The 26,314-nt window shown below is 69.7% G+C and carries 26 protein-coding genes; 18 read left to right on the forward strand and 8 right to left on the reverse strand.

The window, feature by feature from the left end:
- The first annotated feature begins 4 nt into the window (after window positions 1-4).
- On the forward strand, window positions 5-592 hold the full coding sequence (locus ACOOGH_RS04875; protein ID WP_420447854.1) for a DNA-3-methyladenine glycosylase I: 588 nt from the start codon (window positions 5-7) through the stop codon (window positions 590-592).
- On the opposite strand, the gene hemH is transcribed toward ACOOGH_RS04875, so the two are convergent.
- Window positions 570-1,634 (reverse strand): ferrochelatase, encoded by a 1,065-nt coding sequence (gene hemH, locus ACOOGH_RS04880; protein WP_420447855.1) that lies wholly within the window; start codon window positions 1,632-1,634, stop codon window positions 570-572. The genes ACOOGH_RS04875 and hemH overlap by 23 nt on opposite strands.
- A gap of 91 nt (window positions 1,635-1,725) precedes the next feature.
- Here hemH and hemG point away from each other — a divergent pair, with 91 nt between their 5' ends.
- Window positions 1,726-2,991 carry a protoporphyrinogen oxidase gene (gene hemG, locus ACOOGH_RS04885; protein ID WP_420447856.1) on the forward strand — a complete coding sequence of 422 codons (1,266 nt, stop codon included), beginning with the start codon at window positions 1,726-1,728 and terminating at the stop codon, window positions 2,989-2,991.
- Here the strand turns inward: hemG and hemE are convergent.
- Window positions 2,974-4,050 (reverse strand): uroporphyrinogen decarboxylase, encoded by a 1,077-nt coding sequence (gene hemE / locus ACOOGH_RS04890; RefSeq protein WP_420447857.1) that lies wholly within the window; start codon window positions 4,048-4,050, stop codon window positions 2,974-2,976. The genes hemG and hemE overlap by 18 nt on opposite strands.
- Before the next feature lie 116 nt (window positions 4,051-4,166).
- On the opposite strand from hemE, the gene ACOOGH_RS04895 reads away from it, so the two are divergent.
- Together ACOOGH_RS04895 and ACOOGH_RS04900 are read left to right on the forward strand one after the other, a co-directional pair.
- Window positions 4,167-5,918: an N-acyl-D-amino-acid deacylase family protein gene (locus ACOOGH_RS04895; RefSeq protein ID WP_420447858.1), complete on the forward strand. Its 1,752-nt coding sequence runs from the start codon at window positions 4,167-4,169 to the stop codon at window positions 5,916-5,918.
- Complete coding sequence (locus tag ACOOGH_RS04900) at window positions 5,912-6,445, forward strand: TlpA family protein disulfide reductase (protein ID WP_420447859.1); 534 nt, start codon at window positions 5,912-5,914, stop codon at window positions 6,443-6,445. The genes ACOOGH_RS04895 and ACOOGH_RS04900 overlap by 7 nt, the downstream gene beginning before the upstream one ends.
- Window positions 6,446-6,454: 9 nt before the next feature.
- Here ACOOGH_RS04900 and ACOOGH_RS04905 read toward each other — a convergent pair whose 3' ends face one another.
- Complete coding sequence (locus tag ACOOGH_RS04905) at window positions 6,455-8,209, reverse strand: ABC transporter ATP-binding protein (protein ID WP_420447860.1); 1,755 nt, start codon at window positions 8,207-8,209, stop codon at window positions 6,455-6,457.
- A gap of 117 nt (window positions 8,210-8,326) precedes the next feature.
- Here ACOOGH_RS04905 and ACOOGH_RS04910 point away from each other — a divergent pair, with 117 nt between their 5' ends.
- Complete coding sequence (locus tag ACOOGH_RS04910; protein ID WP_420447861.1) at window positions 8,327-9,406, forward strand: COX15/CtaA family protein; 1,080 nt, start codon at window positions 8,327-8,329, stop codon at window positions 9,404-9,406.
- 6 nt (window positions 9,407-9,412) lie between these two features.
- On the opposite strand, the gene ACOOGH_RS04915 is transcribed toward ACOOGH_RS04910, so the two are convergent.
- Window positions 9,413-10,702, reverse strand: coding sequence for a thiolase family protein (locus ACOOGH_RS04915; protein WP_420447862.1), 1,290 nt, complete (start codon window positions 10,700-10,702; stop codon window positions 9,413-9,415).
- 104 nt (window positions 10,703-10,806) lie between these two features.
- Between ACOOGH_RS04915 and gltX the strand changes: the two genes are divergently transcribed.
- Both gltX and tadA read left to right on the forward strand, forming a co-directional pair.
- Window positions 10,807-12,282 carry a glutamate--tRNA ligase gene (gene gltX / locus ACOOGH_RS04920; protein WP_420447863.1) on the forward strand — a complete coding sequence of 492 codons (1,476 nt, stop codon included), beginning with the start codon at window positions 10,807-10,809 and terminating at the stop codon, window positions 12,280-12,282.
- The gene (gene tadA / locus ACOOGH_RS04925) at window positions 12,279-12,752 is read left to right on the forward strand and encodes a tRNA adenosine(34) deaminase TadA (protein WP_420447864.1); all 474 of its coding nucleotides are present in this window, start codon (window positions 12,279-12,281) and stop codon (window positions 12,750-12,752) included. Before gltX ends, tadA begins: the two co-directional genes overlap by 4 nt.
- 53 nt (window positions 12,753-12,805) lie before the next feature.
- Here tadA and ACOOGH_RS04930 read toward each other — a convergent pair whose 3' ends face one another.
- The 3 genes from ACOOGH_RS04930 to ACOOGH_RS04940 all read right to left on the reverse strand — a co-directional run bounded on the left by ACOOGH_RS04930 (window position 12,806) and on the right by ACOOGH_RS04940 (window position 15,727).
- Window positions 12,806-13,186 (reverse strand): Fur family transcriptional regulator, encoded by a 381-nt coding sequence (locus ACOOGH_RS04930; protein ID WP_420447865.1) that lies wholly within the window; start codon window positions 13,184-13,186, stop codon window positions 12,806-12,808.
- 34 nt (window positions 13,187-13,220) lie between these two features.
- The gene (locus ACOOGH_RS04935; protein WP_420447866.1) at window positions 13,221-13,592 is read right to left on the reverse strand and encodes a hypothetical protein; all 372 of its coding nucleotides are present in this window, start codon (window positions 13,590-13,592) and stop codon (window positions 13,221-13,223) included.
- Between the two features lie 167 nt (window positions 13,593-13,759).
- Entirely contained in the window at window positions 13,760-15,727 is a 1,968-nt protein-coding gene (locus tag ACOOGH_RS04940; RefSeq protein ID WP_420447867.1) for a Na+/H+ antiporter NhaC family protein, read from the reverse strand.
- On the opposite strand from ACOOGH_RS04940, the gene pyrR reads away from it, so the two are divergent.
- The 3 genes from pyrR to ACOOGH_RS04955 are packed head-to-tail and all read left to right on the forward strand — an operon-like array spanning window position 15,720 to window position 18,747.
- Window positions 15,720-16,481 (forward strand): bifunctional pyr operon transcriptional regulator/uracil phosphoribosyltransferase PyrR, encoded by a 762-nt coding sequence (pyrR, locus tag ACOOGH_RS04945; RefSeq protein WP_420447868.1) that lies wholly within the window; start codon window positions 15,720-15,722, stop codon window positions 16,479-16,481. The two genes, ACOOGH_RS04940 and pyrR, sit on opposite strands and share 8 nt — an antisense overlap.
- Complete coding sequence (locus ACOOGH_RS04950; RefSeq protein ID WP_420447869.1) at window positions 16,478-17,452, forward strand: aspartate carbamoyltransferase catalytic subunit; 975 nt, start codon at window positions 16,478-16,480, stop codon at window positions 17,450-17,452. The genes pyrR and ACOOGH_RS04950 overlap by 4 nt, the downstream gene beginning before the upstream one ends.
- The gene (locus ACOOGH_RS04955; RefSeq protein WP_420447870.1) at window positions 17,449-18,747 is read left to right on the forward strand and encodes a dihydroorotase; all 1,299 of its coding nucleotides are present in this window, start codon (window positions 17,449-17,451) and stop codon (window positions 18,745-18,747) included. The genes ACOOGH_RS04950 and ACOOGH_RS04955 overlap by 4 nt, the downstream gene beginning before the upstream one ends.
- Before the next feature lie 20 nt (window positions 18,748-18,767).
- On the opposite strand, the gene rpsT is transcribed toward ACOOGH_RS04955, so the two are convergent.
- The gene (gene rpsT, locus ACOOGH_RS04960; RefSeq protein WP_420447871.1) at window positions 18,768-19,022 is read right to left on the reverse strand and encodes a 30S ribosomal protein S20; all 255 of its coding nucleotides are present in this window, start codon (window positions 19,020-19,022) and stop codon (window positions 18,768-18,770) included.
- Between the two features lie 237 nt (window positions 19,023-19,259).
- Here rpsT and ACOOGH_RS04965 point away from each other — a divergent pair, with 237 nt between their 5' ends.
- Genes ACOOGH_RS04965 through ACOOGH_RS05000 form a run of 8 tightly spaced genes read left to right on the forward strand, consistent with a single transcriptional unit; the run spans window position 19,260 to window position 26,304 of the window.
- Window positions 19,260-20,036, forward strand: coding sequence for a segregation and condensation protein A (locus tag ACOOGH_RS04965; protein ID WP_420447872.1), 777 nt, complete (start codon window positions 19,260-19,262; stop codon window positions 20,034-20,036).
- Window positions 20,033-20,608, forward strand: a complete 576-nt coding sequence (scpB, locus tag ACOOGH_RS04970; protein WP_420447873.1) for an SMC-Scp complex subunit ScpB — start codon at window positions 20,033-20,035, stop codon at window positions 20,606-20,608. The genes ACOOGH_RS04965 and scpB overlap by 4 nt, the downstream gene beginning before the upstream one ends.
- A 14-nt stretch (window positions 20,609-20,622) precedes the next feature.
- Window positions 20,623-21,363: a pseudouridine synthase gene (locus ACOOGH_RS04975; RefSeq protein ID WP_420447874.1), complete on the forward strand. Its 741-nt coding sequence runs from the start codon at window positions 20,623-20,625 to the stop codon at window positions 21,361-21,363.
- A 49-nt stretch (window positions 21,364-21,412) separates the two neighbouring features.
- Entirely contained in the window at window positions 21,413-22,435 is a 1,023-nt protein-coding gene (locus ACOOGH_RS04980; protein WP_420447875.1) for an AAA family ATPase, read from the forward strand.
- Complete coding sequence (locus ACOOGH_RS04985; RefSeq protein WP_420447876.1) at window positions 22,432-23,364, forward strand: DUF58 domain-containing protein; 933 nt, start codon at window positions 22,432-22,434, stop codon at window positions 23,362-23,364. Before ACOOGH_RS04980 ends, ACOOGH_RS04985 begins: the two co-directional genes overlap by 4 nt.
- The gene (locus ACOOGH_RS04990) at window positions 23,361-24,323 is read left to right on the forward strand and encodes a hypothetical protein (protein WP_420447877.1); all 963 of its coding nucleotides are present in this window, start codon (window positions 23,361-23,363) and stop codon (window positions 24,321-24,323) included. Before ACOOGH_RS04985 ends, ACOOGH_RS04990 begins: the two co-directional genes overlap by 4 nt.
- Window positions 24,320-25,312 (forward strand): VWA domain-containing protein, encoded by a 993-nt coding sequence (locus tag ACOOGH_RS04995; protein WP_420447878.1) that lies wholly within the window; start codon window positions 24,320-24,322, stop codon window positions 25,310-25,312. The genes ACOOGH_RS04990 and ACOOGH_RS04995 overlap by 4 nt, the downstream gene beginning before the upstream one ends.
- Window positions 25,313-25,314: 2 nt before the next feature.
- On the forward strand, window positions 25,315-26,304 hold the full coding sequence (locus ACOOGH_RS05000) for a vWA domain-containing protein (protein ID WP_420447879.1): 990 nt from the start codon (window positions 25,315-25,317) through the stop codon (window positions 26,302-26,304).
- Window positions 26,305-26,314: the final 10 nt, after the last annotated feature.

Below are 26,314 nucleotides of genomic sequence, written 5' to 3' on the forward strand. Positions count from 1 at the left end.
GGAAGTGTCCGATCGCCGACCGCGCTGCGGCTGGGCGGGGTCCGAAGCGGGGATGGTTGCGTATCACGACACGGAGTGGGGCGTACCCGTGTCCGATGACCGCCGCCACTTCGAGTTCCTCCTCCTCGATGGGTTCCAGGCCGGTCTCTCGTGGGCGGTCATCCTGCGCAAGCGGGCAGCTTTCCAAGCTGCGTTCCGTGACTTCGATCCTGTGGCAGTGTCGTCATTTACAGAAGATGATGTACATCGACTTCAAGGCGACGCTTCGATCGTTCGCCATCGCATGAAGATCGAAGCCGCGATCGGAAACGCGGCTCACCTGCTGGAGGTCCAGGAAGAGTTCGGCAGCTTCGACGCCTTCATCTGGTCGTTTACGGAGGGGCGTACGATCCGGAACCGCTGGTCTTCGATGGCCGAGGTGCCGGCGTTCACACAGGAATCCGAACGCATGTCGAACGAGTTGCGGCGACGAGGTTTCCGTTTCGTCGGGCCGACGATCTGCTACGCGTACATGCAGGCGGCGGGGATGGTCAACGACCACACGACCTCGTGCTTCCGGCACGAGGAGGTCAGGCAGTTGGCGCGCCGTTGAAGCAGAGGTCGGCTCCCGGCCGGCAGCGGCACGAAGTCCGCGGGGGCAGGGTTCGGGACTCGACTCCCAGCGCGGCCAGCGTCAGGTCGGCCAGCACGTCCGCGAACGCCGCGTCGTCGTGCGGGACGGGGACGCGGTGGAACTCGAGACCGAGCGCCGCGGCGTGTTCCGCGAGGTCGACATCCAGTTCCATCAGCGTCTCGGATTGTTCGTGCATGAAGCTGATGGGGTCGACGAGGACCTTCTCGACGCCCGGCAGATCCTCGAGCGCCGTTTCGATGTCGGGCGGAGTCCAGTCGATGCCTCGGTTCGTGTGGTTCTGATAGCCGAGCGTCCAGGTGTTCACGCCGAGCGTGCGCGCCTGGGTCGCGCACCACTCCTCGACGTATTCCACATAGCGGCTGCCCTCTTCGACGTAGCGAAGCGGCGTGCCGTGGGCGCTGAATACGAGGCGGATCTCCGGATCGGCCAGGCTCCATCCCGCCTCTGCGGAGGCGCGGCGGATCGCCTCGGCGCGAAGGCGCGCGTAGCCGGGATGGCGATGCCACCCGGTCACGCTGCGCACCTCCGGGCGCCAGCCCATTCGCTCGAGCGCCCCCTCGACCTCGGCCAGCGCCGCGACGGTGGTCGAAGGGCCGCAGAGCGGGTACACGGGCAGAGGAACAAGAACCGCGGCCTCCGTCTCCCGCAGACGGCGCAGCGCCTCTTCGATCGACGGTTCGGTGAACTGCATCCCGACGGTCACGGGCATCGGGTGGCCGCGGGCCTTCAGCGCCCGCTCGAGCGCCGTCGCCTGTGCCCTCGCCTGCACGTCGAGCGGTGAGCCCCCGATCCGTTCATAGACCTCGAGCAGGCCGGGTGTCCGTCGCCGCGCGAGTTCGCGGCTCCGTTCACGGGCCGCAGCCATGTCCATGTGCGGTTCCAGCCGCGCGTTGGCGAGGAAGATTCGCTCCAGAAAGCGGGTGACCGCGCTCGGGTCCGCTCCCTGCGGCTCACCGAAGTTCAGGAGGAGGACGGCGGGTTGGGGTTCGGAGTTCGCCATCGCTCGAAGGTATCGGCGCAGTCCCCGGCTTGCCCGCGCCGGGAGGGCTCGGGACCTTGCCGCTCCTTGCCGGACGCGGGAAGGGGGAGGGATGCGAGTCGGAATCATCGGGGGTGGAATCACCGGGCTGGCGCTCACGCACGCGCTGGCGCGGCGCGGCGTCGACTCGATTCTGTTCGAGACAGCCGATGAAGTCGGCGGGGTGATCCGCACGGCGCGCCACGACGGCCGGGTCGTCGAACTCGGTCCGCAGCGGACGCGCTTGGCGCCCCCGGTGCGGCGGCTCGTCGACGAACTGGAGCTTCGAGGGGAGATCCTGGAGGCGCGGTCCGGAGCGCGCCTGTTCATCTGGGCCCGCGGCCGTCTGCGGACCGTACCGCACCGGCCGCGCGGGCTCCTGACGGGCGATCTGCTCTCCCCGGCCGGGCGCGCCCGCGCCGCCCTCGAACCCTTCACCCGGGGGATTCGGCCGCGGGAGTCCGTAGCGAGATACTTCTGCCGCAAGGCCGGGCGCGAGGCATACGAGCGGCTCTTCGGCCCTCTGGTCTCCGCGACCTTCGGATCCGACCCGGAGACGATGCCGGCGGCGCACGTTCTTCCCATGATGCTCGGACCCCTGGGCGTGAAGCGCAGCCTCCTCGCCGCGGCGAGACGATGGCAGCCGGCCGGGTCGCCCCCCGCGTTCACCTTCCAGGCGGGAATGGCCACGCTGCCGCTCGCCATTGCGCGGCGACACGCAAGCCGGATTCGGGTCGCGGCACCGGTCAGGGAGCTTCGGCGCTCCGGCCGGCGCTTCGAGATCGGCCACGGGGGGCCGCGCCCGGATTCCGCGACCGTGGACCATGTGGCGATCACTACGCCGGCGTCCGCCGCGGCGGACCTTGTGAGGACGATCGAGCCGGGGGCCGCCGACCGTCTCGCCGGACTGCGGTATCATCGCGTCGCCGTCGTACCGCTGGAAGTAGAGCGCGCCCCGGATGGGTTCGGGTTCCAGGTCGCCCTGGGAGAGTCTTGGCGCACCCGCGGCGTGACGTGGAACGCCTCGTTGTTCGGGCGTGACGGCCTCTGTACGGCCTATCTGGGGGGCGGACTCGACCCCGACGTTTCCGCATGGGACGCGGGCCGACTCGAGCGGACCGCGGCCGATGAGTACGAAGCGATCCACGCGACCGCGGCGACTCCCATCCGTACGGCCCGGCCGCAGCTCCCGGCGTTCGATGGCTCGTGGGCGGCGATGGACGGACTCGAGCTTCCTCCCGGCATCACGCTCGCCGCCGGCTACACCGGACGTCTGGGAATATCGAGCCGCATCGTCGAAGCCGAGTCGGTGGCGGAGCGTCTAGCCGCGCGGGCATAGCGCCGTCCCGGCTGACGGCGTTCCCGCGGGAACGTCCCAGCGCTTCTCGCCCGGCGGACCCCAGCGCCGCACCTCGTCGACCACGGCGGCGATCACGCGCGGGTCGGAGTCGGGCTGGAGGCCGTGCCCGAGGTTGAAGACATGGCCGGGCCGGCCGCCGGCGCGGCGCAGCACGTCGCGCGTCCCCGCGCGCGCCGGTTCCTCGCCCGCGAGGATGCAGGCGGGGTCGAGGTTCCCCTGTATCGCGCGCTCCGGTCCGATGATGTCCCAGGCCTCGTCGAGCGGCGTGCGCCAGTCGACGCTGATCGCGTCGCCTCCTGCCTCCACGACGGCGCGCTGCGTGGCGCCATAGTGCACCGTGGGGATGCCCTTCTCGCGGAGTCGCTGCAGCAGGCGGCGGGAGTACGGGAGCACTCGCGCCCGGTAGGTGAGGGGATCGAGGATGCCGCACCATGAATCGAACACCTGGATCGCCGCGGCTCCCGCCTCATGCTGCGCGATCGCGAACTCCGCCAGGTGGTCGGCCCAGAACCCCGCCATCCGGTCCCAGAGTTCGGGGGACCGCAGCATGAAGGCCCGCAGTTGCGCGAGCCGGCTGTCTCGCGTGCCGCGGGCCAGGTACGAGCACAGGGTGAAGGGAGCGCCCACGAAGCCGATGATGGGGCGCTCCCTGTCCGCGGCCAGGATGCGGATCGCTTCCAGCACGAAGTCGAGTCGCTCCCGAGGCTCGAAGGGGCGCAGGCGGTCCACGTCCGCGAGGCCTTCCCAGGGGGGCAGGGGAACGGGCCCCACGCCGGCCCGCAGTTCGATCTCGATCCCGGCGGCCTCGAACGGCGTCGACAAATCCATGAACAGCACGAGCGCGTCCACATCGAAGTAATCGAGCGGGAGCCGTGTGACCTGCGCCGCCCCCTCCGGGTCGCGCACGAGTTCGAGGAAACCACGCTCCCGGCGGAGTTCGCGATAGGCGGGGAGCGAGCGTCCCGCCTGCCGCATGAACCACACCGGGGTTCGCTCCACGGGTTCGCGCGCGAGTGCGCGCAAAAGGAGATCGTTCATGGCCCGCGGATGTTATCCGGTCGCACGCCGGGCGCCAAACCGCCCGGTTGGAACCCGTGTACGACCTGTCGTAGCTTGGGGCCCACGACTTCGTATCTCTCACAGGGGAAGCGATCATGAACCGCCGTGACCTTCGCACGCTCCTTCTTGCCGCCGTCCTCGGGTTTCTGCACGTCCCGACCTTGGCCGCGCAGGAGGCGGCCTTCGATGTCCTGCTGCGTGGCGGACGGGTCCTGGACGGCACGGGGAATCCGTGGTTCAGCGCCGACGTGGGGATCCGTGACGGCCGCATCGCCCGGGTCGGGGATCTGGCCGGCGCCACCGCCGGCCGCGTGATCGAACTCGACGGCCGGTACGTCGTCCCCGGATTCATCGACCTTCATTCGCACGCCGACCAGGGACTCGACGCGGCGGGAGACGCCGGCAGCGAGGGGGCGCGCCGCCGGGCCGCCCCGAACCTCGTGAGCCAGGGCGTGACGACGGTCGTCGTGAACCAGGACGGCCGCTCTCCGTGGCCGATCGCCGATCAGCGCGCCAGGCTCGAGTCCCGCGGCCACGGGCCCAACGCGGCGCTCATGGTGGGGCACAACACGATCCGGGCGATGGCGCTCGGCGACGATGTCATGCGCCCCTCGACGCCTGCCGAGGTCGAGCGCATGACGGAACTCGTGGAGCAGGGGATGGCCGAGGGGGCCTACGGCCTCAGCGCCGGTCTCGAGTACTTCCCGGGGATCTGGAGCGAGACCTCCGAACTCTTCCCCCTCGTCGAAGCCGCGGGTCGGGGCGGCGGCCTCTACATCGTTCACGAACGCAGTTCCGGCACGACCCCGATGTGGTTCTGGCCGAGCCAGGACGACCCGGGACCGCCGACGATGATCACGACGATCCTCGAGGACATCGAGGTCGCGGAGCGCACGGGCGTGACCACCGTCGCCACCCACATCAAGGCTCGCGGCGCCGATTTCTGGGGAGCGGGCCGGGTGCTCGTAGACCTGATCGAACGGGCTCGGGCACGCGGCGTTCCGATCTGGGCGGACCAGTACCCGTACAACACGACAGGCAGCGACGGGAGCACGGTGCTCCTCCCGCGCTGGATCTTCCCCGGGGGCGGGCCCGGCGGCGGCGGACCCGGTGGACCGCGCGCGGACGTCGACTATGCGGCGGCGCTCGGGGAGGCGCTCGCCGATCCCGACCGCGGCGAGCAGGTACGCCTCGATATCGCACACGAGATCGGTCGTCGCGGCGGGCCCGAGAACCTCGTCGTCATGGACCACCCCGATGAGAGTCTGGTCGGCAAGACGGTCGCCGATCTCGCGGCCGAATGGAACGCGTTTCCCGTCGAAGTGGCGATCCGCCTGCAGCTCGAAGGGGATCGAATGCGGGCGGGCGGCGCCCGTGTACGCGGCTTCTCCCTCTCCGAGATCGACGTCGAGGAGTTCTCGGCCCATCCCTGGCTGGTGACGGCGTCCGACGCCGGGATCGCGCTCCCGGACGACGGACCCGTGCATGCCCGCTTCTACGGCACGTTCCCGCGAAAGATCAAACGCTATGCGATGGACCTCGGCATCCTGTCGGTCGAGAGCGCGGTCCGATCGATGACGACGCTGCCGGCGCAGCTGCTCGGCCTCCGCGACCGCGGGCTCATACGGGAGGGGCTGATCGCGGATATCGCGGTACTGGACCTCGACGAACTCCAGGACAACGCGACCTTCTTCGAGCCGCACCAGTATCCGTCGGGCGTCGATTTCGTGCTCGTCGGCGGCACCTTCGTGGTCGATGACGGCGGGCTGACGTGGGCGCTCCCGGGCGTGGTCCTGACACCGGGCGGCGGTGAGACCTCGAACGCCGACGGGACGACGGGATGCTGACCGGGCGGGGCGCCATCGCCCTCGTCGCGCTGATCGGGCTCGGTTGCGGAGCGGCGGACGAGGCGGCGGATCGCGGAGCGGCGGCCAGCTACACGGACGCCGTGCCCTCGGGTGCGAAAGCGGCGCCCGAGGACGTCTTCCGCACCTTGGAGGGCGGCGAGGCGAGCCTCCGCGACCTGCGGGGCAACGTGGTCGTCGCGAACCTGTGGGGCACCTGGTGCCTCCCGTGCCGCGACGAGTTGCCGGAACTCGTGGAGTTGGCCCGCATCTACGACGACCGGCCCGTCGTCATCCTCGGACTCGCCGTCGATTCGGGCGACATCGATGAGATCCGTGACTTCCTTGAGGACTTCGGCGTCGAGTACCCGAACTGGATGATGGGGATGGATGACGCCGTCGCCACCTTCGGAGCCGTGGGCTTCCCGACCACGGTGATGGTGGACGCGGAGGGCTGGATCCGGAAGGAACTCCTCGGTCCCCAGACCGCCGCAGCGCTGACCGAGGAGATCGAAGCCCTCCTCCGTTAGCCGTCCGTGCTAGGCGAGTTGCTGGCCCTCGTAGAGCCGGGCGTAGAGTTCGCAGCGATCGATCAGCGCATCGTGCGGGCCGCTGTCGACGAGGCGTCCCCGGTCCAGGACGAAGAGTCGGTCGGCACGGCGCACCGTGCGCAGGCGGTGGGCGATGATCACGGTCGTCCGCCCCGCGGAGGCGATCTGTAGCGCCTCCTCGACCAGCGCCTCGCTCTCGGCGTCCAGTCCGCTCGTCGCCTCGTCGAGGATGAGGATCTCGGGTTCCTTGAGGAGGACGCGGGCGATGGCGATCCGCTGACGCTGCCCCCCGGAGAGCCGGACCCCGCGCTCGCCGACCCGCGTGTCGTAGCCGTCCGGAAGCCGCTCGATGAACTCGCGCGCGTGCGCCGCCTCCGCCGCCGCCTCGATCGCCGGGCAGTTCGCGTCCGGTCGCCCGTACGCGATGTTCTCCCCGATCGTGCCGGCGAAGAGCGGGTGGTCCTGCGGCACGATCCCGATCCGCGATCTCAGGTCCGCGACGGCGCAGGCCCGGACGTCGGTCCCGCGTACGCGCAGGTACCCCTCGGTCACATCCCAGAAACGGGGGATCAGTGACGCGAAGGTCGTCTTCCCGGCGCCGCTCGGACCCACAAGTGCGACGACTTCCCCGGGCTCGATCGTCGCCTCGATCCTCTCCAGGGCCCACGGTTCGTCCTCGCCGTAGCGGAACGAGACCCCCTTGAACGAGATCGCCGGCGGTCCTTCTCCAGCGAGGGACCCCGGCGCCTCGGGATCCGCGATCTCGCTGTCGCGATCAAGGAGATCGAACACGCGGCGCGCGGCCCCCTGCGCCTCCTGGTAGCTGCCCCATAGCGACGCGAGCGCCATGATCGCCGCCGCGACCGAAAACGCGTAGAGGAGGAACGACACGAGTTGGCCGGCCGTGATCTGGGCCGCGAGCACGAGCCGCCCGCCCTGCCAGAGGACGGCGACGATTCCGCCGAAGGCGACGACGGTCAGGATCCCGAAGAGGAGCGCACGCACGACGGCCCGCGAAAGCGCCGCCTCGAGAGCCCTTGCGATTCCCGCCCGGTAGCGCCCGGACTCCCACTCCTCGCGCACGAACCCCTGCACGATTTCGATCTGGCCGAAGGCTTCGTCCGCAACCGCGTGTGCGGCGGCGAGGCGGTCCTGCACCTCGGTGCTCCGGCGCCGGAGGAGGCGGCCGAGCGCGAAGCCGGCCAGCACGACGACGGGGGCCACCGTCAGCGTCGTGAGCATCAGCTGCCAATGGAGGAGCGTGAGCAGGACCGCGGCCCCCACCAGAAAGAGCACCTGCCGCACGAGTTCGGCGATCTGGTGCCCCATGATCTGCTGGAGCGTCGAGCAGTCGGAGGCCAGCCTGGAAGTGAGTTCGCCGCTGGTTCGGCTTGCGTGGAACCCGGGGGAGAGCCCGACCAGTTTGGAAAAGAGTTCGTCGCGCAACTGCGTCACGACCCGCTCGCCCGTCGCCCCCAGCCAGTAGGTCTCGCCGAAGTTGAACACGCCCTGAAGCGCGAAGAGACCCAGCAGTCCAAGCGCGATCGCACCCAGGAGGGCGGGGTCGCCCTCGCCGAAGGCCGCGTCCATCAGGTAGCGGACGATGAGTGGGAAGGCGAGCCCGATCGCGGTGCTCAGGAGGAGACAGATCCCGGCCCCGGCGAGCGCCGGGCGGTGGGCCCGCAATCTCGGAGCGAGCCGCTGAAGGGCGAACATCGAGATGCGTGCTCCGGAGTCCGACATCGCGCCTGGCCTCTCCACCCGTCTATCTTCCGCTATCTTCCGCGCCCCGGTGACTCCGGGAGCGACCGAAGTTCGCACGGGTCACGAAACCGGCGCAAACGCGCACCGGAACCCCTCATGCCATCACCTCCTTTTCAGAGCGGAAGGCAGCGCCACGCGCGGATCATCGCGGCCTGGCTCCTCGTCGGCTGCGCTCTCGTCGCAGCGACGCTCGTCGTGGGAGGCGTGACCCGCCTGACCGGATCGGGGCTCTCGATGGTCGACTGGGAGCCGGTGAGCGGCGTCGTCCCTCCGATGAGCGCCGAGGGTTGGGAGCGGGAGTTCGCCGCCTACCGGGATTCCCCCGAGTACCGGCTCGTGAACCAGGGGATGTCGCTGGGCGAGTTCAAGCGGATTTTCTGGTTCGAGTACACGCACCGCCTCCTCGGGCGCGTGATCGGACTCGTCTTCATCATCCCCTTCGCGGTATTCCTTGCGCGACGGATGATTCCGCGGTCCCTCGTTCCCCGTCTTCTGCTTCTGCTCGCGCTGGGTGGGGCACAGGGGCTCCTCGGATGGTGGATGGTGCAGAGCGGGCTTGTGGATATTCCGCGCGTGAGCCCGTACCGCCTCACCGCGCACCTCGCGCTCGCGGTGCTCGTCTACGCCCTCACGCTGTGGACGGCGCTCTCCCTCTTGCGCCCCGGTACGGGTGACGGAGACGCGCCCGCGGAGTCGGGTGGCGGAATCGGTCGCTGGGCTGGCGCCGTACTCGGCCTCGCGTCGCTCACCCTTCTCTCGGGCGGTTTCGTGGCGGGCCTGGACGCGGGACTCGTCTACAACACCTTCCCGCGGATGGGCGACGGCTGGATCCCGCCCGATTTCTTCGGGGCGAACCCGTGGTGGCTCAGCCCCTTCGAGGATCGCGCGACCGTGCAATTCAACCACCGCGTGCTCGCCATGCTCCTGCTCGGGGGCGTGACGGCCCTCTGGTGGGTCTGCGCGCGACATGTCTCGGGAGCGGCGAGAACGTGGGCCCACGCGGGCTTCGCGGCGGTATGGGTGCAGGCGGCGCTGGGGGTCGCGACGCTGCTGCTCTTCGTCCCCATCCCCCTGGCGGTTCTCCACCAGGCGAACGCGCTCGTCCTCTTCACCGCGCTGTTGGGCTTGGCCTTCGAACTCCGCCGCCCGGGACTGGTCGGTGCCCGGCATGGCTGAGGGCGGCTAGACAGCCTCCAGGAGTGCAACGTGGCCGAGGCCGCCCGCGGCGCACACGCTGACGATCGCGCGCGTGCCGGCGGGGTGATCCGCGAGTTCGAGCACGGTCTGGGAGAGGATGCGCGCTCCGGTGGCGCCGAAGGGGTGCCCGAGGGCGACGCTCCCCCCGTTGGGGTTGACCCTGTCCCGCGGGAAGGCGCCGAGACCGTCCTTCACCGGCGAGCGGGCCGCGAGCCACTCCGGATCCTCCAGCGCCGCGATCGTACACAGCACCTGCGCGGCGAACGCCTCGTGGAACTCCCACAGTCCGATGTCCTCGAGCGTAAGCCCGTGGCGGTGGAGCAGCTCGGCGACCGCGATGGCCGGGGCGATGAGAAGGCCCTCGCGGTCCGGATCGATCCCGGCCTGCCGCCAGTCGAGAAGGCGCGCGCGGGGCAGGGAGTCGGGGAGCGCGGCAAGCCCGGCCTCGGATGCGACCCAGCAGGCCGCGGCCCCATCCGTGAGGGGCGTGGAGTTGCCCGCCGTGAGCGTCCCCCCCGAGCGGGAGAAGGCGGGGCGGAGGCCGGCGAGCTTCTCCAGCGAGGTGCCGTCTCGGGGGAGCGTGTCGCGGTCGACGCGGAAGGTGCCGGGGGTAACGAGGAGCGGCCGGAAGAAGGCCCCGCCGTCGCGCGTCGCGCCTTCATGGCTCGCGAGCGCGAAACGGTCCTGTGCCTCGCGCCCGATGTCCCACTCGCTGGCCATCTCCTCGGCGTGCTGCCCCATCGTCCTTCCGGTCGTGCGCTCCTTGATGGCCGGCGCCGAGATCCGGAGGTCGCGTGGGCGGATTCCGGCGAGCGTCCGTACCATGCGCGGTGGGCTGCCGGCCGTCCCCGCGCGCCGAATCGTTCGACTGAGTCCGGGCGAGAGCCCGATCTGCGTGTGGCTCATCGCCTCGACGCCGCCGCAGAGGACGAGATCCGCGCGCCCCGCGGCCACCTGACCCGCGCCGTGGGTCGCGGCCGCGATCGAGGTGGCGCACGCCTGGACGATACCCTGGGCCGGGACGCTCGCGTCGAGACCCGCGTCGAACCAGACTTCCCGACCCCAGTTGCTCACCGTGAGCGTGGGGATGACCGCGCCCCACAGGAAGAGATCGATCCGACCCGCGTTCTCGCGGCCCGGGCCCCCGTCGCCCGCCACCATCTGCTGGACGACGGGAGCGGACAGCGCGAGACCGTCGCAGCGCGAGAGTTCGCGGTCGATTTTCGCGAAGGGGCTGCGCAGGCCGGGAAGCACGAACGCGGATACGGGACTCATGCGTGGCATCCTATCGGCCGCCCATACAAGATGGAACAATCCATCTCCCGGTCCCGACTTGAGTGCCCGACGGGAGACAGGCCTTCGGCGGAAGAGGAGCGTTCATGGCGGTGCGGGTGAGGTTTGCGCCCAGTCCCACCGGTTTTCTGCATGTGGGCGGCGCGCGCACGGCGCTGTTCAACTGGCTGTTCGCGCGGCGCGAAGGGGGGACGTTTCTCCTGCGCGTGGAGGACACGGATCGGGCGCGTTCCCGTCCCGAGCACACGCAGGCCATCCTGGACGGGCTCGCCTGGCTGGGCCTGGATGTGGATGAAGGCCCCGTGTTTCAGGCGGATGGGGTCGAGCGTCACCGCCGGGACGCCTTGCGCCTGCTCGGTCAGGGCGCGGCCTACCGGTGTTTCTGCACTGCCGCCGAACTCGCGGCCCGACGCGAAGAGGCGAAGCGGGCTGGGGCGGGATACGGGTACGACGGTCGCTGCGGTCGGCTGGATGCTGCCGCTGCGGACGCGCGGGCCGCGGCCGGAGAGCCGTTCGCTCTCCGTGTTCGGGTGCCGGGGGAGGCGATCGGGTGGGAGGACATGATCCACGGGCCGATGTCGTTCCCCGCCGGCTCGATCGACGACTTCATCGTCCTCCGCTCCGACGGGACGCCCGTGTATAATCTCGCCGTGGTCTCGGACGACGCGGAGGCCGCGATCACTCATGTGATCCGCGGCGACGATCATCTCTCGAACACACCGAAGCAGATCCTCCTCTACCGGGCCTTCGGCCGACCGCTCCCCCGCTTCGGGCATGTGCCGTTGATCCTGGGACCGGACGGCAAGCGACTCTCGAAACGCCACGGCGCCCTGTCGGTCCTCGCCTATCGGGATGAAGGCTACCTGCCCGAGGGGATGGTGAACTTCCTCGCGCTCCTCGGCTGGTCTCCGGGGGACGACCACGAGGTGTTCGATGTCGGAGGCCTGATCGAGGCGTTCTCGATCGGTCGCGTGCTGAAGAAGAGCGCGGTGTTCGACCTGGAGAAGCTCGGCTGGTTGAACGGACGCCACATCGCCGACTCTCCGCCGGCCGGCCTCGCGGGCGCTGTCCTCGAGATCCTGGCCCGGGAGGCGGTGCAGGAAGGTCGAAGTCTGGCCGAGACCCACCCGGAACTCGAGACATCCCCGGAGCGGCTGGCGCGAATCATCGATCTGGTGAAGGGGCGTCCCCGCACGCTTCCCGCTCTCGCTCGGCAGGTCTCTCCCTTCTTTGCGGCCACCCTCAGCTACGACGACGACGCAGTGAAGCGTTTCTGGAAGCGGCCCCAGGAAACAGCACGCCACCTGCGGCGGCTGGCGGAGCGTCTCGCCGGGGAGGTCGCCTTCCGCGATGTGGAGACGCTGGAGATCGAGGTGCGGGGCCTCGCGGCGGAGCTCGAGGTTGGAGCGGGGCGCGTCATCAACCCCCTCCGCGTCGCCCTCATGGGTCAGGGCGTGCGCCCCGGGATCTTCGAGGTGCTCGAGGCGATGGGACGGGAGCGGGCTCTGGCCCGGATCCGCGCGGCGGCCGGTTTCCTCGACGCCCGGGTGCCGGCGGCGTGAACGCCACGTGGCCGGCGGAGCACGAGGCGCCGATGCGGCGGGCGCTCGAACTCGCGGCCCTCGGCGGCGAGAGCGGGGAAGTGCCCGTCGCCGCCGTGGTAACGGACCCCGAGGGGGAGATCGTCGCGGAAGCGCACAACCGGACGCGGGCGGATGCCGATCCGACGGGCCATGCGGAAGTCCTTGCGCTGCGCGCCGCCGCCGCCCGCCTCGGCGACTGGCGACTGGAGGAGCATACCCTCTACGCGACCCTCGAACCGTGCGCGATGTGTGCCGGCGCAGCGGTCCTGGCCCGCGTGCGCACCGTCGTGTTCGGGGCCGCGGACCCCAAGGCGGGGATGTGCGGATCGATCGAGAACCTGGTCTGCGACCCCCGGCTCAATCACCGCGCCGAACTTGTGCCGGGCGTACTCGCCGAGGAGTCCGCGCGCCTCCTCCGCGACTTCTTCCGGCAGCGGCGCTCCCGGTAGCTCGCGAATCTTCCGACACGACATCAGCGATCCGCGGCGAGACGACTGCCTCGCTAACGAGACCGATCGCTGCACGTGTTGCAGCGGCCAAAGAGAATCAGCTCGTGGCCGTCGACCTCGAAACTCTCGGGCGCCAGCGCTTCGACTTCATCCGGGCACGATTGCATGTCGAACGCCTGATCGCAGGAGCGGCACAGGAAATGGTGGTGATGCGGGCGCTCGGCCAGTTCGTACCGAAGCCCGCCGCCGGGAAGCGCGACCTCCGATAACCACCCCTCGTCCGTGAGGGTCTTCACGTTCCGATAGACGGTGGCCAGCCCGAGTGACGGCACGATCCGTTGGCCGTACTCGAGCACCTCGTCCGGCGTGAGGGGGCGCTCGACGCTCATGAACACGCGGCGGATCGCCCTGCGCTGACGGGTGTCCCGCTGCATCAGCGACCTGTCCGGACCGCATGGAGGGTCGGCGTCAGCCTCTTCGATCCGCGTGCTCCTCGTCGTCGCATTCGGCGCACGCGCCGGCCTGGCAGATACGGGCCCCCATCACAAGCGCGCCTGCGAGGGCCAGGCTGCCGGTAGCGGACGTCACAGTCTCGGGCAGCGGCTCGAGCCAACCCGCAAGGGAGGCCGACCAGAATGCGGCTCCCGCCGCGAAGGTGAGGATCACGGCCGCATTCCTGCCCGCGGGGCCCAGGACGAGCATCACCGCGCCGAGCAGGACGGTCCCGACCCAAACCGCTCGCTCGATCCCTTCGGAGAGCGCCAGCGCGGGCGCCACCGCGACGAAGAACGGTGTGAGCGCACAGTGCACGCCACACCAGGCCGCGGCGCACGCCAGCACGCGCGATCCGGAAGCCAGAGAGGTACTCGAAGGGACGGTGGCGAAAGAGTTTTTCACGGTATCGCGTCGTTGCCGGGAGCACACAGAGCAGAGCGTGAGAACCGAAGGTGTAATGATAATGGATTATCACTTGTGTGTCACGCTTCCGAGTCACGATGGTTGCCGGGTCACGTTCCCGCGGGAACGGGCCTTCCGACGAAGCGCAGGACGACGACGACGACACCGATTCCGAGGATGTGGGCGATCCAGGGCGACATCCCGTATGACGTCCCCACATGGCCGAACAGCATCGCGGCCACGGCGACTACGAGCGCGTACGGAAGCTGCGTCCGCACGTGGTCCATGTGATCGCACGCCGAAGCCATGGAACTCAGGACCGTCGTGTCGGAGATCGGCGAGCAGTGGTCGCCGAAGATGGATCCGGCGAGAACCGAACTGATCGAACTCACCAGGAGTACGCCGCCGTCCCCCGTCTCGAATCCGGCCGCGCCGCCCAGTGCGACGACGAGCGGCACCACGAGCGGGAGCAGAATGCTCATGGTGGCCCACGAGGTGCCGGTGCAGAAGCTGACGACCGCCGCCGTCGCGAAGGTCAGGACGGGCACCAACTCGGGCGCGAGGCTGCCCTCGAGGATCTGGGTCAGGTACTGCGCCGTCGCGAGCTGACTCGTCACCTCGCCGAGCGACCAGGCGAGGGTCAGGATCACGAAGCCCATCGTCATCGCACGAATACCGGCGAGCCAGCCGTCGAGCGCCTGGCTGAGCGAGAGGATCCTTTGCCCCGTTGCCAGCCCGATCGCAACGAGGCAGCCGGCGAGCGAGCCCCAGAGGATCGCCTTGAACGGGTCCGCCTCCCCGAACGTGTCCCACAGCGATGCGCCCCGACCCACCACACTTCGGCCGTCGAAGTACAACCCCAGAAGAACCGTCACGACCACCGTCAGGACGGGGATCGCCGCATTGTACCAGCGCAGCGGCACGCCCTCCGGCGCGTCGAGTCCCGTCTCCTCCGTGTTCACCATGAGCTGCGAGCCCGGCCGGAACACGCCGCCGCCGGTGCGCGCCCTCATCTCCGCGCCGTGCATGGGGCCGAAGTCCCGCTGCGTAACGATGACCGCCGCAACCATGAACAGGGCGAGGATGGGATAGAAGAGGTACGGGATGCTGCTCAGGAACACGGTGAACGGGCTCGCGGAGGCAAGGGCCCCCGCCAGCGCGGGGTCGGGGGTCTGCTCGGCGGCGATGCGGAGTCCGTCGCGGATCAGCGAGATCTCGAACCCGACCCATGTGGACACGAACGCGATCGTGACTACGGGCGCGGCGGTGGAGTCCACGAGATACGCGAGCTTCTCGCGCGACACCTTCAGCTTGTCCGTGATCGGCCGGAAGGTGTTTCCGACGATGAGGGTGTTCGCGTAGTCGTCGAAGAAGATGCCCACGCCCGCGAAGAAAGTCGCCAGTTGCGCGCGGCGCGGTGTCGTGGCGAGCGGGCGCACCGCCTCGACGATCCCGCGGGTGCCCCCGGAGCGCGAGATCACGCCCACCATGGCGCTCAGCAGGGCGGAGAACATGAGAATCGATGCGTTGTCCGGGTCCGCCAGCGAGGGAACGATGAAGGTGTCCACGGTCCGCCAGAGCCCCGCAACGGGGTTGAGTCCCGCGATGAAGCAGCCGCCCAGCCAGATGCCGAAGAAAAGCGAGACCACGACGTGCCGGAAGATCAGTGCGAGGGCGATAGCGATGATCGGCGGCAACAGGCTGATCCAGCCGGGGAACCGCGGAGGCTCCACGGTCTCGCTCGCTGTCCCTTGATCCGAGGTCACTTCCACGGTCAGCGGGAGGTCGCCCCGCGCGGCCCGCAGGCCGTTGACCGTTGTCTCGGACCGAAGAGGCAGGGGGCCCGCGGCCAGTTCCCGGCCCGAGGCCGAGGTCACCCGATAACGGGCGTTCTCCCCATCCTCCGTGTGCAGCGTGAGCGAAAAGGGAACGTCGGTCAGGACGACGGCGGGTCCCTCCACGGTGAGCGCGGGGGCGTCCTGCGCGAAGACTGTGCCGGGAAGAGACGCGGGCAGGACGAGCGCCGGCAGCAGAAGCCACTGTGCGGCGCGCCGGAAGATGTCGGGTCGCATGCGCATGCCCGAACCTACCGGGGCCGTCTCGCGAGGGGCAACGCGGGTCGGTGCGGGGGAGACGGGAGGCGGTGCGACGTTGATCGTGGCAGGTGCGCGATCTATACTCCCGCCCGACCGGGGCCGCCTCGGCAGCCCGCAGCGGGCTCTTGCCACGGGCTGCCAGCGCCGAGCCGCCCGTGACGGATCGAGCGAAGCCGAGACGAAACTGACGCACAACGTCCTCGACGAGGCCGCTGCCCGAGGGCTCCTTGCCGAGCTTTCCGCGCAGCTTGACCGGGCGATCGAGCCCGAGGCCCGCCTCATCCTCATCGGCATCCACCGCCGCGGCGATTCGATCGCCGCCGAGATCGGTCGTCACCTCGAGCCGATGCGCGGCTCCGTGCCCATCGGTTCGCTCGACATCACGCTTTATCGGGACGACTTCGAGCAGCTCGGTGCGCTCCCCACGGTCGGAACGACCCGCATTCCGGAGTCCATCGAAGACGCGCACATCGTGATCGTCGACGACGTGCTCCACACGGGACGAACGATCCGGGCCGCGCTGCAGGAGCTGTCCGATTTCGGCCGCGCCCGCCGGATCCAGCTCTGCGTCCTCGTGGATCGCGGGGGACGCCAGCTCCCGATCCAGGCCGACTACGTGGGCCGCGTGATCGAAGTCGGACCCAACGAGGACGTGGCAGTGCGCGTCGCGGACACGGACGGCGACTGGGGCGTCGACATCGTCGCCCTCCGTGCCGCCCCGGAGGCGGGAGCATGACGGCCCAGGGCCGCGAACTCGGGCTCGGAAAGGACCTCATCGGGCTCGAATCGCTTACGCGGGCCCAGATCGAGGCCATTCTCGATACCGCCGAGCCGTTCAAGGAGATCAGCGAGCGGAAGATCAAGAAGGTGCCGGTCCTCCGCGGACAGACCATCGTCAACCTCTTCCTCGAACCCTCGACCCGGACCCGCATCAGTTTCGAGTTCGCGGAGAAGCGGCTCTCGGCCGATACGGTGAACATCTCCACGGTCGGGTCGTCCGTGCAGAAGGGCGAGACGCTCGTTGACACGGCGCGCAATCTCGAGGCGATGCGCATTCACATGGTCGTCGTGCGCCACGGATCGTCCGGGGCGGCGAAGTTCCTCGCGGACCGGATCCCCTCCAATGTCATCAACGCCGGCGACGGGCGGCACGAGCACCCCACGCAGGCCCTTCTCGACCTCCTGACCATCCGGGACCGGTTCGGCGCCATCGCGGGCCGTCGCGTCTGCATCGCCGGCGACATCCTGCACTCGCGCGTCGCGCGCTCGAACATCTGGGGGCTCCTGAAGTGCGGGGCCGAGGTCGCCGTGTGCGGGCCGCACACGCTGATCCCGGCGGGGATCGAGGAGCTGGGCGTACAACGCCTGGCGTCGATCGAGGAAGCGATTGAGTGGTGTGACGTGCTCTACGTGCTGCGGCTTCAGTTGGAGCGGATGGAGGGCGGCTACGTCCCCTCGCTGCGCGAGTACAACCGCGTGTTCGGCGTCAGCTCCGAACGGCTGGCGCGCGCGGGCGACGACATGATCGTTCTCCACCCCGGGCCCATGAACCGCGGCGTCGAGATCGATTCCGACGTGGCGGACGGCCCCCGCTCCGTGATCCTGCCGCAGGTCACGAACGGGGTCGCCGTGCGCATGGCCGTCCTCTACCTGCTCGCCGGAGGACGGCCGGAGCTGGCGGAGGACGCCAAGGTGGAGGGACCGTGAGCGGATCGCTCCTTCTCACCGGGGGACGGGTGATCGATCCCTCCACGGGGACGGATGGGGTACGGGACGTTCTTGTGCGGGACGGTCGGATCGAAGCGGTCGCGCGGAACCTCACGGGGCCGGACGGCATCCCCCGACTCGAGGCGCGGGGACTCGTCGTCGCCCCGGGGCTGATCGACGTGCATGTGCACCTCAGGGAACCGGGAGCGGAACACAAGGAGACGGTCCGCACGGGCGCGCAGTCGGCGGCGGCGGGCGGCTTCACGACGATCTGGGCGATGCCGAACACGGATCCGCCGCTCGACGACCCCGCCGCGGTCGGATTCGTGCGGGAGGAGGCGCGGCGCTGGGCCCGGAAGGGCGAGGGCGGGGCCCGCGTGAGCCCGGTGGCCGCCGCCTCGCTCGGCCTCGCCGGCGAGCAGATGACCGAGATCGGCGGGCTTGTCGAGGCGGGCGCGGTCGCGGTCACCGACGACGGGCACCCGATCCACGATCCGGCGCTCATGCGGCGCCTGCTCGAGTACACCCAGTCGTTCGGGATCCCCGTGCTTCAGCACGCGGAGGACATGGCGCTCTCGGCGGGCGGGGTCATGAACGAAGGCGCCGTCGCCACCGCGCTCGGCCTGCGCGGGATCCCGAATGCCTCCGAGGCCACGGTCGTGGCGCGAGACATCTACCTCGCGGAACTCACCGGCGGGCACGTACACGTGCAGCACGTCTCGACCCGGGAGGCGGTCGAACTCATTCGTCTGGCGCGCGAGCGCGGGGTGCGGGTGAGCGGCGAGGCTTCACCGCACCACATGGCGCTGACGGAAGAGGCGGTGCGCGGGTACCGGACCGAGGCCAAGATGAATCCGCCCCTCCGCTCCGAGGCCGATCGCCTCGCGGTGCGCCAGGGGCTCATCGACGGCGTGCTCGAGTGCGTGGCGACGGACCACGCGCCGCACCACTACGAGGAGAAGGAACGGGAGTTCGACGACGCGCCCTTCGGAATCGTCGGCCTCGAGACCGCGATCGCCGTGTGCATCAGGGAACTTGTGACGCCGGGGGATATCACGCTCTTCGACCTCATCGAGCGCATGTCCACCGCGCCGGCCCGGCTGATGGGGATCGAGGGCGGGACCCTGCGGCCCGGCAGTCGCGCGGACCTCGTCCTGTTTGATCCGGAGGAAGCGTGGACGGTCGACCCGGCAAGCTTCCGCTCGAAAAGCCGGAACACGCCGTTCGCGGGCTGGGAAGTGACGGGCCGCGTGAAGCGTACGATCGTCGGCGGCGAGACCCGCTACCAGTCCTAGCGGGCCGTGGGGAAACGCTGCTAGGCAAGCCTCCCTACGTGTCTTGCCGCCCTGGCCTTCTGACGAGCCGCGGTGTTCGCCTTGATGATGTTGCGGCGGGTGGCTCGGTCCAGCGCGCGGTACAGCTCGGACAGCGCCGGCGTCGCCTCTTCCCGCGATTCCGTCGCGAGCAGATGCTTGGTCCGGGTCCGGATCTCGGACCGCACCTGGCGATTCCGGAGCCTCCTCGCCTGCGACTGGCGCAGCCGCTTCTTCTGACTCTCGTTATTCGGCATTCGATTCCTTCTTTTTCTTCTTCCCGGTGTGACGGGCGTGGCGGTCCGCAGGCGGACCCTCGCACGCGTCCGAAAATCAACGGAAGAACATACCAGACTCGCCGGATCCGTCCAACCCCGACATGCGGCTCGGACGCGTGTATCGGGGCTACGCGCTGCGGGGACGCCCATGCTACATTACGCGGAGAGTGGCCGGCGACCTCCGGTTCCCGTCGGCCCGAGTCCAGGGGAGGCTACTTGACGGCGGTTCCGAACCGACTTCCAAGCCAGCAGGCGGCGCGGCCGTTCGTCGTCGAGCTCGACCGCTTTCAGGGCCCCCTGGATCTGCTCCTGCACCTCATCCGGTCGCAGGACATCGACATCTTCGATATTCCGATCTCCACCATCACCAGGCAGTTCCAGGAAGCCCTCGGCGACGGCCTCGACCGCCTGGAACTCGATCGCGCCGGGGAGTTTCTGGAACTGGCCGCGACCCTGGTCCACATCAAGGCGCAGCTCCTGTTGCCGGGACGCAGCGACGCGGAATGGGAAGACGATCCACGGGCGGAACTCGTCCGGCGCCTGCTCGAGTACGAGTTGTTTCAGGAGATCGCCCGGACGCTGGGAGCCGCCGAACTCGAGCGGCGGCGTCACATGTCGAAGGGATTCCTGCCTCCGCGACCGCCGCGCGAGGCCGCGGACGAGGAGCTGGCGACGACACTCGAGGACTTCCTTGCCGTCCTCGGCGATATCCGGGCCCCGGATCCCGTGGCGACGCATATCGCCCCCATCCGAATCGTCCCGGTCGAGGACAAGATCGTCGTCATCCGACATCTGCTGGGCGAGAGCCGGCGGGTGCCATTCGATCGGCTGTTCGATTCGAGGCAGGAACGGCAGCATGTCGTCGCGGCGCTGCTCGCCTGTCTGGAGCTTGCCAGGCAGCAGTTCCTGCGGCTCGAGCAGGTGAAGCGGTTCGGAGCGATCTGGCTTTTCGGAAGCCGCGCGCGCGACCAGGGGGGAGATGAGACCGCGTGAGTCCCGAGCAGATCGTGGAGGCCGCGTTGTTCGCCAGTCAGACGCCGCTCACCGCCCGCGAGCTGGCCCGGGCCGACGACGCACTCGATGTCCGGCGCGTCCGTGAAGCGCTCGCCGCGTTGCGCGAGCACTACGACACCGACGGACGCGCCTTCCAGGTCTACCAGCTGGGGGACGGATTCCAGATCCTCACGCGGTCGGAATTCGCCCCATACCTCGAGCGCTTCGACTCGGTGCCCCGGCCCCCGACACTCTCCCGCGCCGCGCTCGAGACGCTCGCGATCATCGCGTACCGGCAGCCCATCGGGCGGATCGAGATCGAGGAGATCCGGGGGGTCGCGTCCACGTCGGTGCTGCGGACGCTCCAGGACTGGGAGCTGATCGAGATCGTGGGGAGGGGAGAGGGGCTCGGGCGGCCGCTCCTCTACGGGACGTCATCCCGTTTTCTGGATCACTTCGCCCTGCAGTCGCTGGACAATCTGCCGGCGCCGGAAGACCTGTCGGTCTCACTCGTGCGTGCCGAACCGGAGACGTCCGGCGAGCCGCCAGCGGAAGAATCTTCCGCGGACTGAGGGACGGGCGGCTTATGCGATTGCAGAAATACCTTTCCAGGGCAGGCGTGGCCTCGCGCCGCAGGAGCGAGGAACTCATCGCCAGCGGCCGCGTTCGCGTAAACGGCGAGGTCGTGACGAAGCCCGGGACCACCGTGGACCCGAAGTCCGGGCGAATCGAAGTGGACCGCCGCCCCATCCGTCTGAAGCCGACGCTCTGGCTGGCGCTCCACAAGCCGCCGGGGTACGCATGCACCCGGCACGATCCCGGCGGACGCCCGATCATCTACGATCTTCTCTCCTCCGATACCCGTCACCTGCCTCACGTCGGCCGGCTCGATTTCATGAGCGAGGGTCTCCTCCTCCTCTCCAACGACGGGGATGTCGTGCATCGGCTCCTCCACCCGCGGACCGGCATCGAGCGGGTCTATGAGGCTGCGCTCGTGGGGCCCGTGACGGCGGATCTTCCGGACCGCCTCCGGGCGGGCGTGGCGCTCGAAGACGGGCCCGCCCGGGCCCGCCGCGCTCGCTGGATCACGCCTCCCCATACTTCGTCTCCCACCGTAGAGATCGTCATCGCCGAGGGAAGAAACCGGGAGATCCGGCGCATGCTGGCCTCACTCGGCGTCAGGCTCCGGAGCCTGCGCAGGACGTCGTTCGGGCCGATCCGACTGGGTGCGCTCGCAGCGGGCGCGACCCGTGAATTGTCTGCAAAGGAACGGGCGGCGCTCACACGGGCGGCGGGCTCGGCTTGCTCCGGGGCGGTTCGGGAGTGAAGATCGGGCGGCTGGCAGACCGACCATCACTGCGACAGCGAGAGGACGCATGAACGGAGAAGCCGGGACGGCCCAACGGATCTCGGGGGAGGATCTCGAGACCCAGCAGGCCGCGATCCGGGAGGCTGGGAGCTTCGTGGCCGAGGTACGAAACGAACTGGCCAAGCGGATCGTCGGCCAGCACGCCCTCCTCGACCGCGTCCTCATGAGTCTCCTCACGGGCGGCCATATTCTGCTCGAGGGTGTGCCCGGGCTCGCGAAAACGCTCACGGTCAGCACCCTCGCCGAGACGATCCACACCACGTTCCGGCGCATCCAGTTCACGCCGGATCTGCTTCCCGCCGACGTCGTGGGAACGCTCGTGTGGGAGGAGAAAACGGGCACCTTCACGCCGAAGCGGGGCCCGATCTTCGCCAACATCGTCCTCGCCGACGAGATCAACCGCGCGCCCGCCAAGGTGCAGTCGGCCCTGCTGGAGGCGATGCAGGAACGCCAGGTCACGATCGGAGAGGAAACGCATCCGCTCCCCGTGCCGTTCCTCGTCATGGCCACTCAGAACCCCATCGAGCACGAGGGTACGTACCCGCTTCCCGAAGCGCAGGTGGACCGGTTCATGTTCAAGACCCGGGTCGGTTATCCAGCGCCCGAAGAGGAGAGGTCCATCATGCGGCTCATGGCGGGTGAAGATCCGCCGCCCGTCGAAGCCGTGGTGGAGCCCGATCGCATCCTCGCCGCGCGCGCCATGCTGCCGGGGATCTACGTGGACGAGCGGCTCGAGGATTACATCCTCCAGCTCGTACTGGCGACGCGGGAGCCCGCGGCCCACGGCTTGGCCCAACTCGTGGACTGGATCGAGTTCGGGGCCTCGCCGCGCGCCACGATATTCCTCGCGAGAGCGGCCCGCGCGCACGCGTTCATCGAGGGTCGCGCGTTCGTCGTCCCGGAGGACGTGAAGGCGATTTCCCGCGATGTTCTTCGGCATCGGCTCGTCCTCACCTTCCAGGCGCAGGCGGAACAGATCGATGCCGATCACGTCCTCGACCATCTTCTGGAGACCGTGCCGGTGCCGTGAGGCTGCCCGACTTCCTGTGGCGCCCGCGGCGGCCGGCGCCGACGTCCGACTCCGCCGCCGCGTCGAAAGAGGTCCGGCGGCTGGAGTTGACGAGCCGGCGGTTCATGGACAATCCGGCCCTGGGCCCGTACCCGTCGCTCTTCAGGGGACACGGCATCGAGTTCTCCGAGGTCCGCGAATACCAGCCCGGCGACCCCTTCCAGGCGATCGACTGGAAGGTGACCGCCCGCATGCGGCGGCCGTACGTGAAGCGCTTCGTGGAGGAACGGGAACTCGCCGTTCTCCTCGTCGTCGATGTCTCCGCCTCGAACGAGTTCGGTACCCGCAAGGCCCTGAAACGCGATCTGGTCGCGGAAGTGGCGAGCACCCTCGCCCTGGCGGCGATGCGTGCCGGGGACCCGGTGGGCATGCTCCTGTTCAGCGACCGGATCGAGCGCTACGTCCGGCCGGCGCGGGGCCGCAACCGAAACCTTCGCCTCCTGCATGAACTCGTGTCCGTCCGGCCGGAGGGGAAGGGCACGGACCTCGATCTGGCTCTTGCCACCGCGGCGCGCATGCTGACCGTGCGTTCCCTCGTGTTCGTGATATCGGATTTCGTGGGCGCCGGGGACCTCGCCCGACCGCTGCTGGGGCTCTCGGGCCGCCACGACGTGGTGGCGCTCGCGGTCGATGATCCCGCGGAAACGACGATCCCCGAATCGGGCTGGGTGGAGGTCGTGGACCCCGAAACGGGGGATCGCGCCGTGGTCGACCTCGGGGATGCGGCGGTTCGGGAACGGCTCGCGGAGCACTCGACCGCGGGAGCGCGGGCGCTGGAGCGGCTCTGCGCCCGCTGCCACGTCGATCTCATGCGGCTGCGCACCGACACGCCGTATGAGTCCGGGCTCTCCGGCTTCTTCGCGGCTCGCGGCCGGCGGAGGCTCCGGTGAGGGTATCCCGATGCGTGGTCCGGATCGCCCTCGCCCTGGGGTTGGCGCCTGCCCCGGGTTTGGCCGCCCAGTCCGCGGTCGACCTCGAGGCCACCGTGCTCCCCGAGTCCGTGCGGGTCGGAGAGGAGTTCACGGTCCGCCTCGTCGTGGGGCAGGAAAGATCCGGTGAGGTGCGCTTCCCCGCGCTCCTGGACGTGCCGGAGGCGATCGAGCAGACAGGGCCGGTCCAGATCCGGTCCGTGGAAGAGGGCCGGCGCTGGGAGGCGGAATACACCGTCCGGGCGTGGCGCGCGGACACGCTCTTCATCCCTCCGGTGGAGGTCGAACTCGCTGCAGCGGGCGGCGTGACCCGCCGGCTGCAGCCGCCCGCTGTCCCCGTCGTGAGCGTGCTTCCAGCCTCGGAAGATCCGCTCGAGCTGAGGGACGCCCGCCCCCTGCTGAGTCTGCGGACGCTGCCATGGTGGCTGCTCCTGCTCGCCGCAGCGCTCGCCGGACTCGCGTGGTGGACGTGGGGTCGCCGCCGCGCCGCCGCGGCCGCCGCCCAAGGCCCCCTTGGCCCCGGCGACCTGGCGCTGCGCGAATTCGAGCGGCTGCGCGAACACTGGGTCGGGCGGCAGGTGAGCGGCGACCGGTTTTACGACAGCTACGAAGAGACGCTGCGGCGCTACGCCCGGGTGACGCGGGGCTGGGCGCCCTCGCAGGAACTCCTCGGGCTTGGAGACTCCGACGTGGGACTCGTCGCCGCCCTGCGCCACTCGATCATGGCCCGTTTCGCACGGTTGCGGACGGAGCGGGAGGGCCCGCTGAGTGACATCGATGTCGGCGCGGCATTCGTGCGCGCGGACATGGCGGACTCGATTGCGGACGATGAACCCGGCGAACCCGGCGCCGGCGAGGAGGGCGCCGGCGGGGACGCTGCCGCCGAAATCGACCCGGGTGGAACGGGAGGCGCCACGTGAGCGAATTCGCGCTCCCCGGCTGGCCTTTCCTCCTTCTCCTTGCGCTTCTGCCCCTCGGGTGGGCCCTGATGCGCTCGGGCCGGGTCCGTCTCCCGTACCCGGACATCGCCCGTCTCACCGGATCCCGGGGGCGCGGCCGCGGACAGTTCTGGTGGTGGTTCCCGCCCGCCCTTCGCTCACTCGCCCTGGCCCTCGTCATCATCACGCTCGTCAACCCGGTGCGGGTATGGGAGCGCGTGGAGTCGGAGCGCGAGGGCGTGGCGATCATGCTGGCGGTCGACATCTCGAGTTCGATGCTGGCCGAAGATTTTCGGCCCGATAACCGCATCGAAGTCGCGAAGCGGGAGGTCATCCGCTTCGTGGAAGGTCGGGAATCGGACTGGATCGGCCTCGTCGCCTTCGCGGGGGAGGCCCTCACGATGGTCCCGGGGACGCTGGACCACGCGGTCGTGGAGAGCGCGGTAGAGCGGCTCGAGGCGGGACAACTTCGGGATGGGACGGCCATCGGCGTCGCGCTCGCCACCGCGGCGAACCGGCTCCGCGACCTGGAGCCCGAATCTCGCATCGTCGTCCTGCTCACCGATGGAGACAACAACAGCGGCGGCATCTCGCCGGAAGAGGCGACGGCCGCGGCGGCCTCCCTCGGCATCCGCGTGTACACGATCGGTGTCGGCCGTGACGGGGTCGCGCCGGTGCCTGTGGCTCGTACCGCCTTCGGGTACCAGTACGCCAACATCCGCGTGCATGTGAACGACGAACTCCTGGAGCGCATGGCGACCAGCACGGGGGGGCTCTATTTCCGCGCCACCGATCCCGAAGGGCTGACCCGGATCTACGAACGGATCAACGAACTCGAGACCACTCCGATCAAGGAAGTGCGGACGGAGGAGCGGGTCGGGATGCGGCGCGAACTTCTCATCGCGGCGCTCGCGCTCGTCATGCTCGAACTCCTCATGGCGGCCACGCGCGCCCGCCGGGTCTGGGCCTGACCATGGCCCCGCTCCCGCTCGCCCTCCTGATCGGAGCCCTGGCCGTGGCGCTCAGGCTGCTCGCCTCGCGACGGTCGAGCGCCGACCGCGACAAACTTGCCGAGACGTCGCTGCTCGAGCGCTACGTGCGGCTGCCCGCCCACGCGGTTCCACCCATTCGCGTGGCGCTGCTCGGGGCGGGCGTCGTCGCCATCGCGCTCGCCTCCGGCTCGGGCGGGACGGAGGCCCGGCGCCTCGATGAAGGAGGAGCCGAGACGATCCTCGTGCTCGACGCCTCGAACTCCATGCTGGCGGCGGACGTCGAGCCGAGCCGGCTGGAGGTGCAGCGCCAACTGGCCGGCCGCCTCGCGACGCGCACGGATGGCCGGATGGGCGTCGTTTACTTCGCAGGTCGCGCGTACGTCCTTTCGCCGCTGACCACGGACGTGAGCGCGATCGAGATGCTGGCGGAGGGCGTGCGACCCGCCGCCGTGGGGCTGGGCGGCTCGTCGCTCGCCTCCGGCCTCACGCAGGCGATCGACCTCCTCGCCGGCGGAGAAGACGGGGCGCAGAAGTCGATCGTCGTCTTCTCCGATGGCGAGGAAACCGCCGGCGCGCCCTTCGGGGAGGCGATCGGGCGCGCCCGGGACGCAGGGATCGTCATCCATTCGGTGGGGATCGGAACCGAAGTCGGCGGGCAGATCCCCCTGACGCGAGAGGCCTCGCTCGATCCGACGATGGCCGCGCGTCGTCGGGGCGGAGCTTCGGTACTCCAGGGACCGGATGGCGGCCCCGTCGTTACGCGTCTGAACGCCGCCTCGCTGAGGCAGATGTCTCTCGGTACCGGTGGTCGCTATGTTGACGGCGCGGACGGTATCGACGCGATCGAACGGGAACTGGGCCAGGGCGGCCGGGAGCCCCTGACGTCGACCGAGGATGCCGCCGTGGCGGCGCTGCTGCTGCTCGCCTTCGTCAGCCTCTGGGGAGAAGGGTTCCTGTTGCCACGTGGTTGAGTCGACACGG

Origin of the sequence: Candidatus Palauibacter sp. (assembly GCF_965213655.1) — a bacterium.
Lineage (GTDB): Bacteria > Gemmatimonadota > Gemmatimonadetes > Palauibacterales > Palauibacteraceae > Palauibacter.

What these genes read in the sequence shown, in the direction of transcription:
- hemH (WP_420447855.1), bottom strand. Translation starts at nt 1,634, where the DNA reads ATGGCGAACTCCGAACCCCAACCCGCCGTCCTCCTCCTGAACTTCGGT.
- ACOOGH_RS04975 (WP_420447874.1), top strand. Translation starts at nt 20,623, where the DNA reads ATGCGATTGCAGAAATACCTTTCCAGGGCAGGCGTGGCCTCGCGCCGC.
- ACOOGH_RS04900 (WP_420447859.1), top strand. Translation starts at nt 5,912, where the DNA reads ATGCTGACCGGGCGGGGCGCCATCGCCCTCGTCGCGCTGATCGGGCTC.
- gltX (WP_420447863.1), top strand. Translation starts at nt 10,807, where the DNA reads ATGGCGGTGCGGGTGAGGTTTGCGCCCAGTCCCACCGGTTTTCTGCAT.
- ACOOGH_RS05000 (WP_420447879.1), top strand. Translation starts at nt 25,315, where the DNA reads ATGGCCCCGCTCCCGCTCGCCCTCCTGATCGGAGCCCTGGCCGTGGCG.
- hemE (WP_420447857.1), bottom strand. Translation starts at nt 4,050, where the DNA reads ATGAACGATCTCCTTTTGCGCGCACTCGCGCGCGAACCCGTGGAGCGA.
- pyrR (WP_420447868.1), top strand. Translation starts at nt 15,720, where the DNA reads ATGCGCATGCCCGAACCTACCGGGGCCGTCTCGCGAGGGGCAACGCGG.
- ACOOGH_RS04950 (WP_420447869.1), top strand. Translation starts at nt 16,478, where the DNA reads ATGACGGCCCAGGGCCGCGAACTCGGGCTCGGAAAGGACCTCATCGGG.
- ACOOGH_RS04895 (WP_420447858.1), top strand. Translation starts at nt 4,167, where the DNA reads ATGAACCGCCGTGACCTTCGCACGCTCCTTCTTGCCGCCGTCCTCGGG.
- ACOOGH_RS04940 (WP_420447867.1), bottom strand. Translation starts at nt 15,727, where the DNA reads ATGCGCATGCGACCCGACATCTTCCGGCGCGCCGCACAGTGGCTTCTG.
- hemG (WP_420447856.1), top strand. Translation starts at nt 1,726, where the DNA reads ATGCGAGTCGGAATCATCGGGGGTGGAATCACCGGGCTGGCGCTCACG.
- ACOOGH_RS04905 (WP_420447860.1), bottom strand. Translation starts at nt 8,209, where the DNA reads ATGTCGGACTCCGGAGCACGCATCTCGATGTTCGCCCTTCAGCGGCTC.
- ACOOGH_RS04910 (WP_420447861.1), top strand. Translation starts at nt 8,327, where the DNA reads ATGCCATCACCTCCTTTTCAGAGCGGAAGGCAGCGCCACGCGCGGATC.
- ACOOGH_RS04915 (WP_420447862.1), bottom strand. Translation starts at nt 10,702, where the DNA reads ATGAGTCCCGTATCCGCGTTCGTGCTTCCCGGCCTGCGCAGCCCCTTC.
- ACOOGH_RS04930 (WP_420447865.1), bottom strand. Translation starts at nt 13,186, where the DNA reads ATGCAGCGGGACACCCGTCAGCGCAGGGCGATCCGCCGCGTGTTCATG.
- ACOOGH_RS04980 (WP_420447875.1), top strand. Translation starts at nt 21,413, where the DNA reads ATGAACGGAGAAGCCGGGACGGCCCAACGGATCTCGGGGGAGGATCTC.
- rpsT (WP_420447871.1), bottom strand. Translation starts at nt 19,022, where the DNA reads ATGCCGAATAACGAGAGTCAGAAGAAGCGGCTGCGCCAGTCGCAGGCG.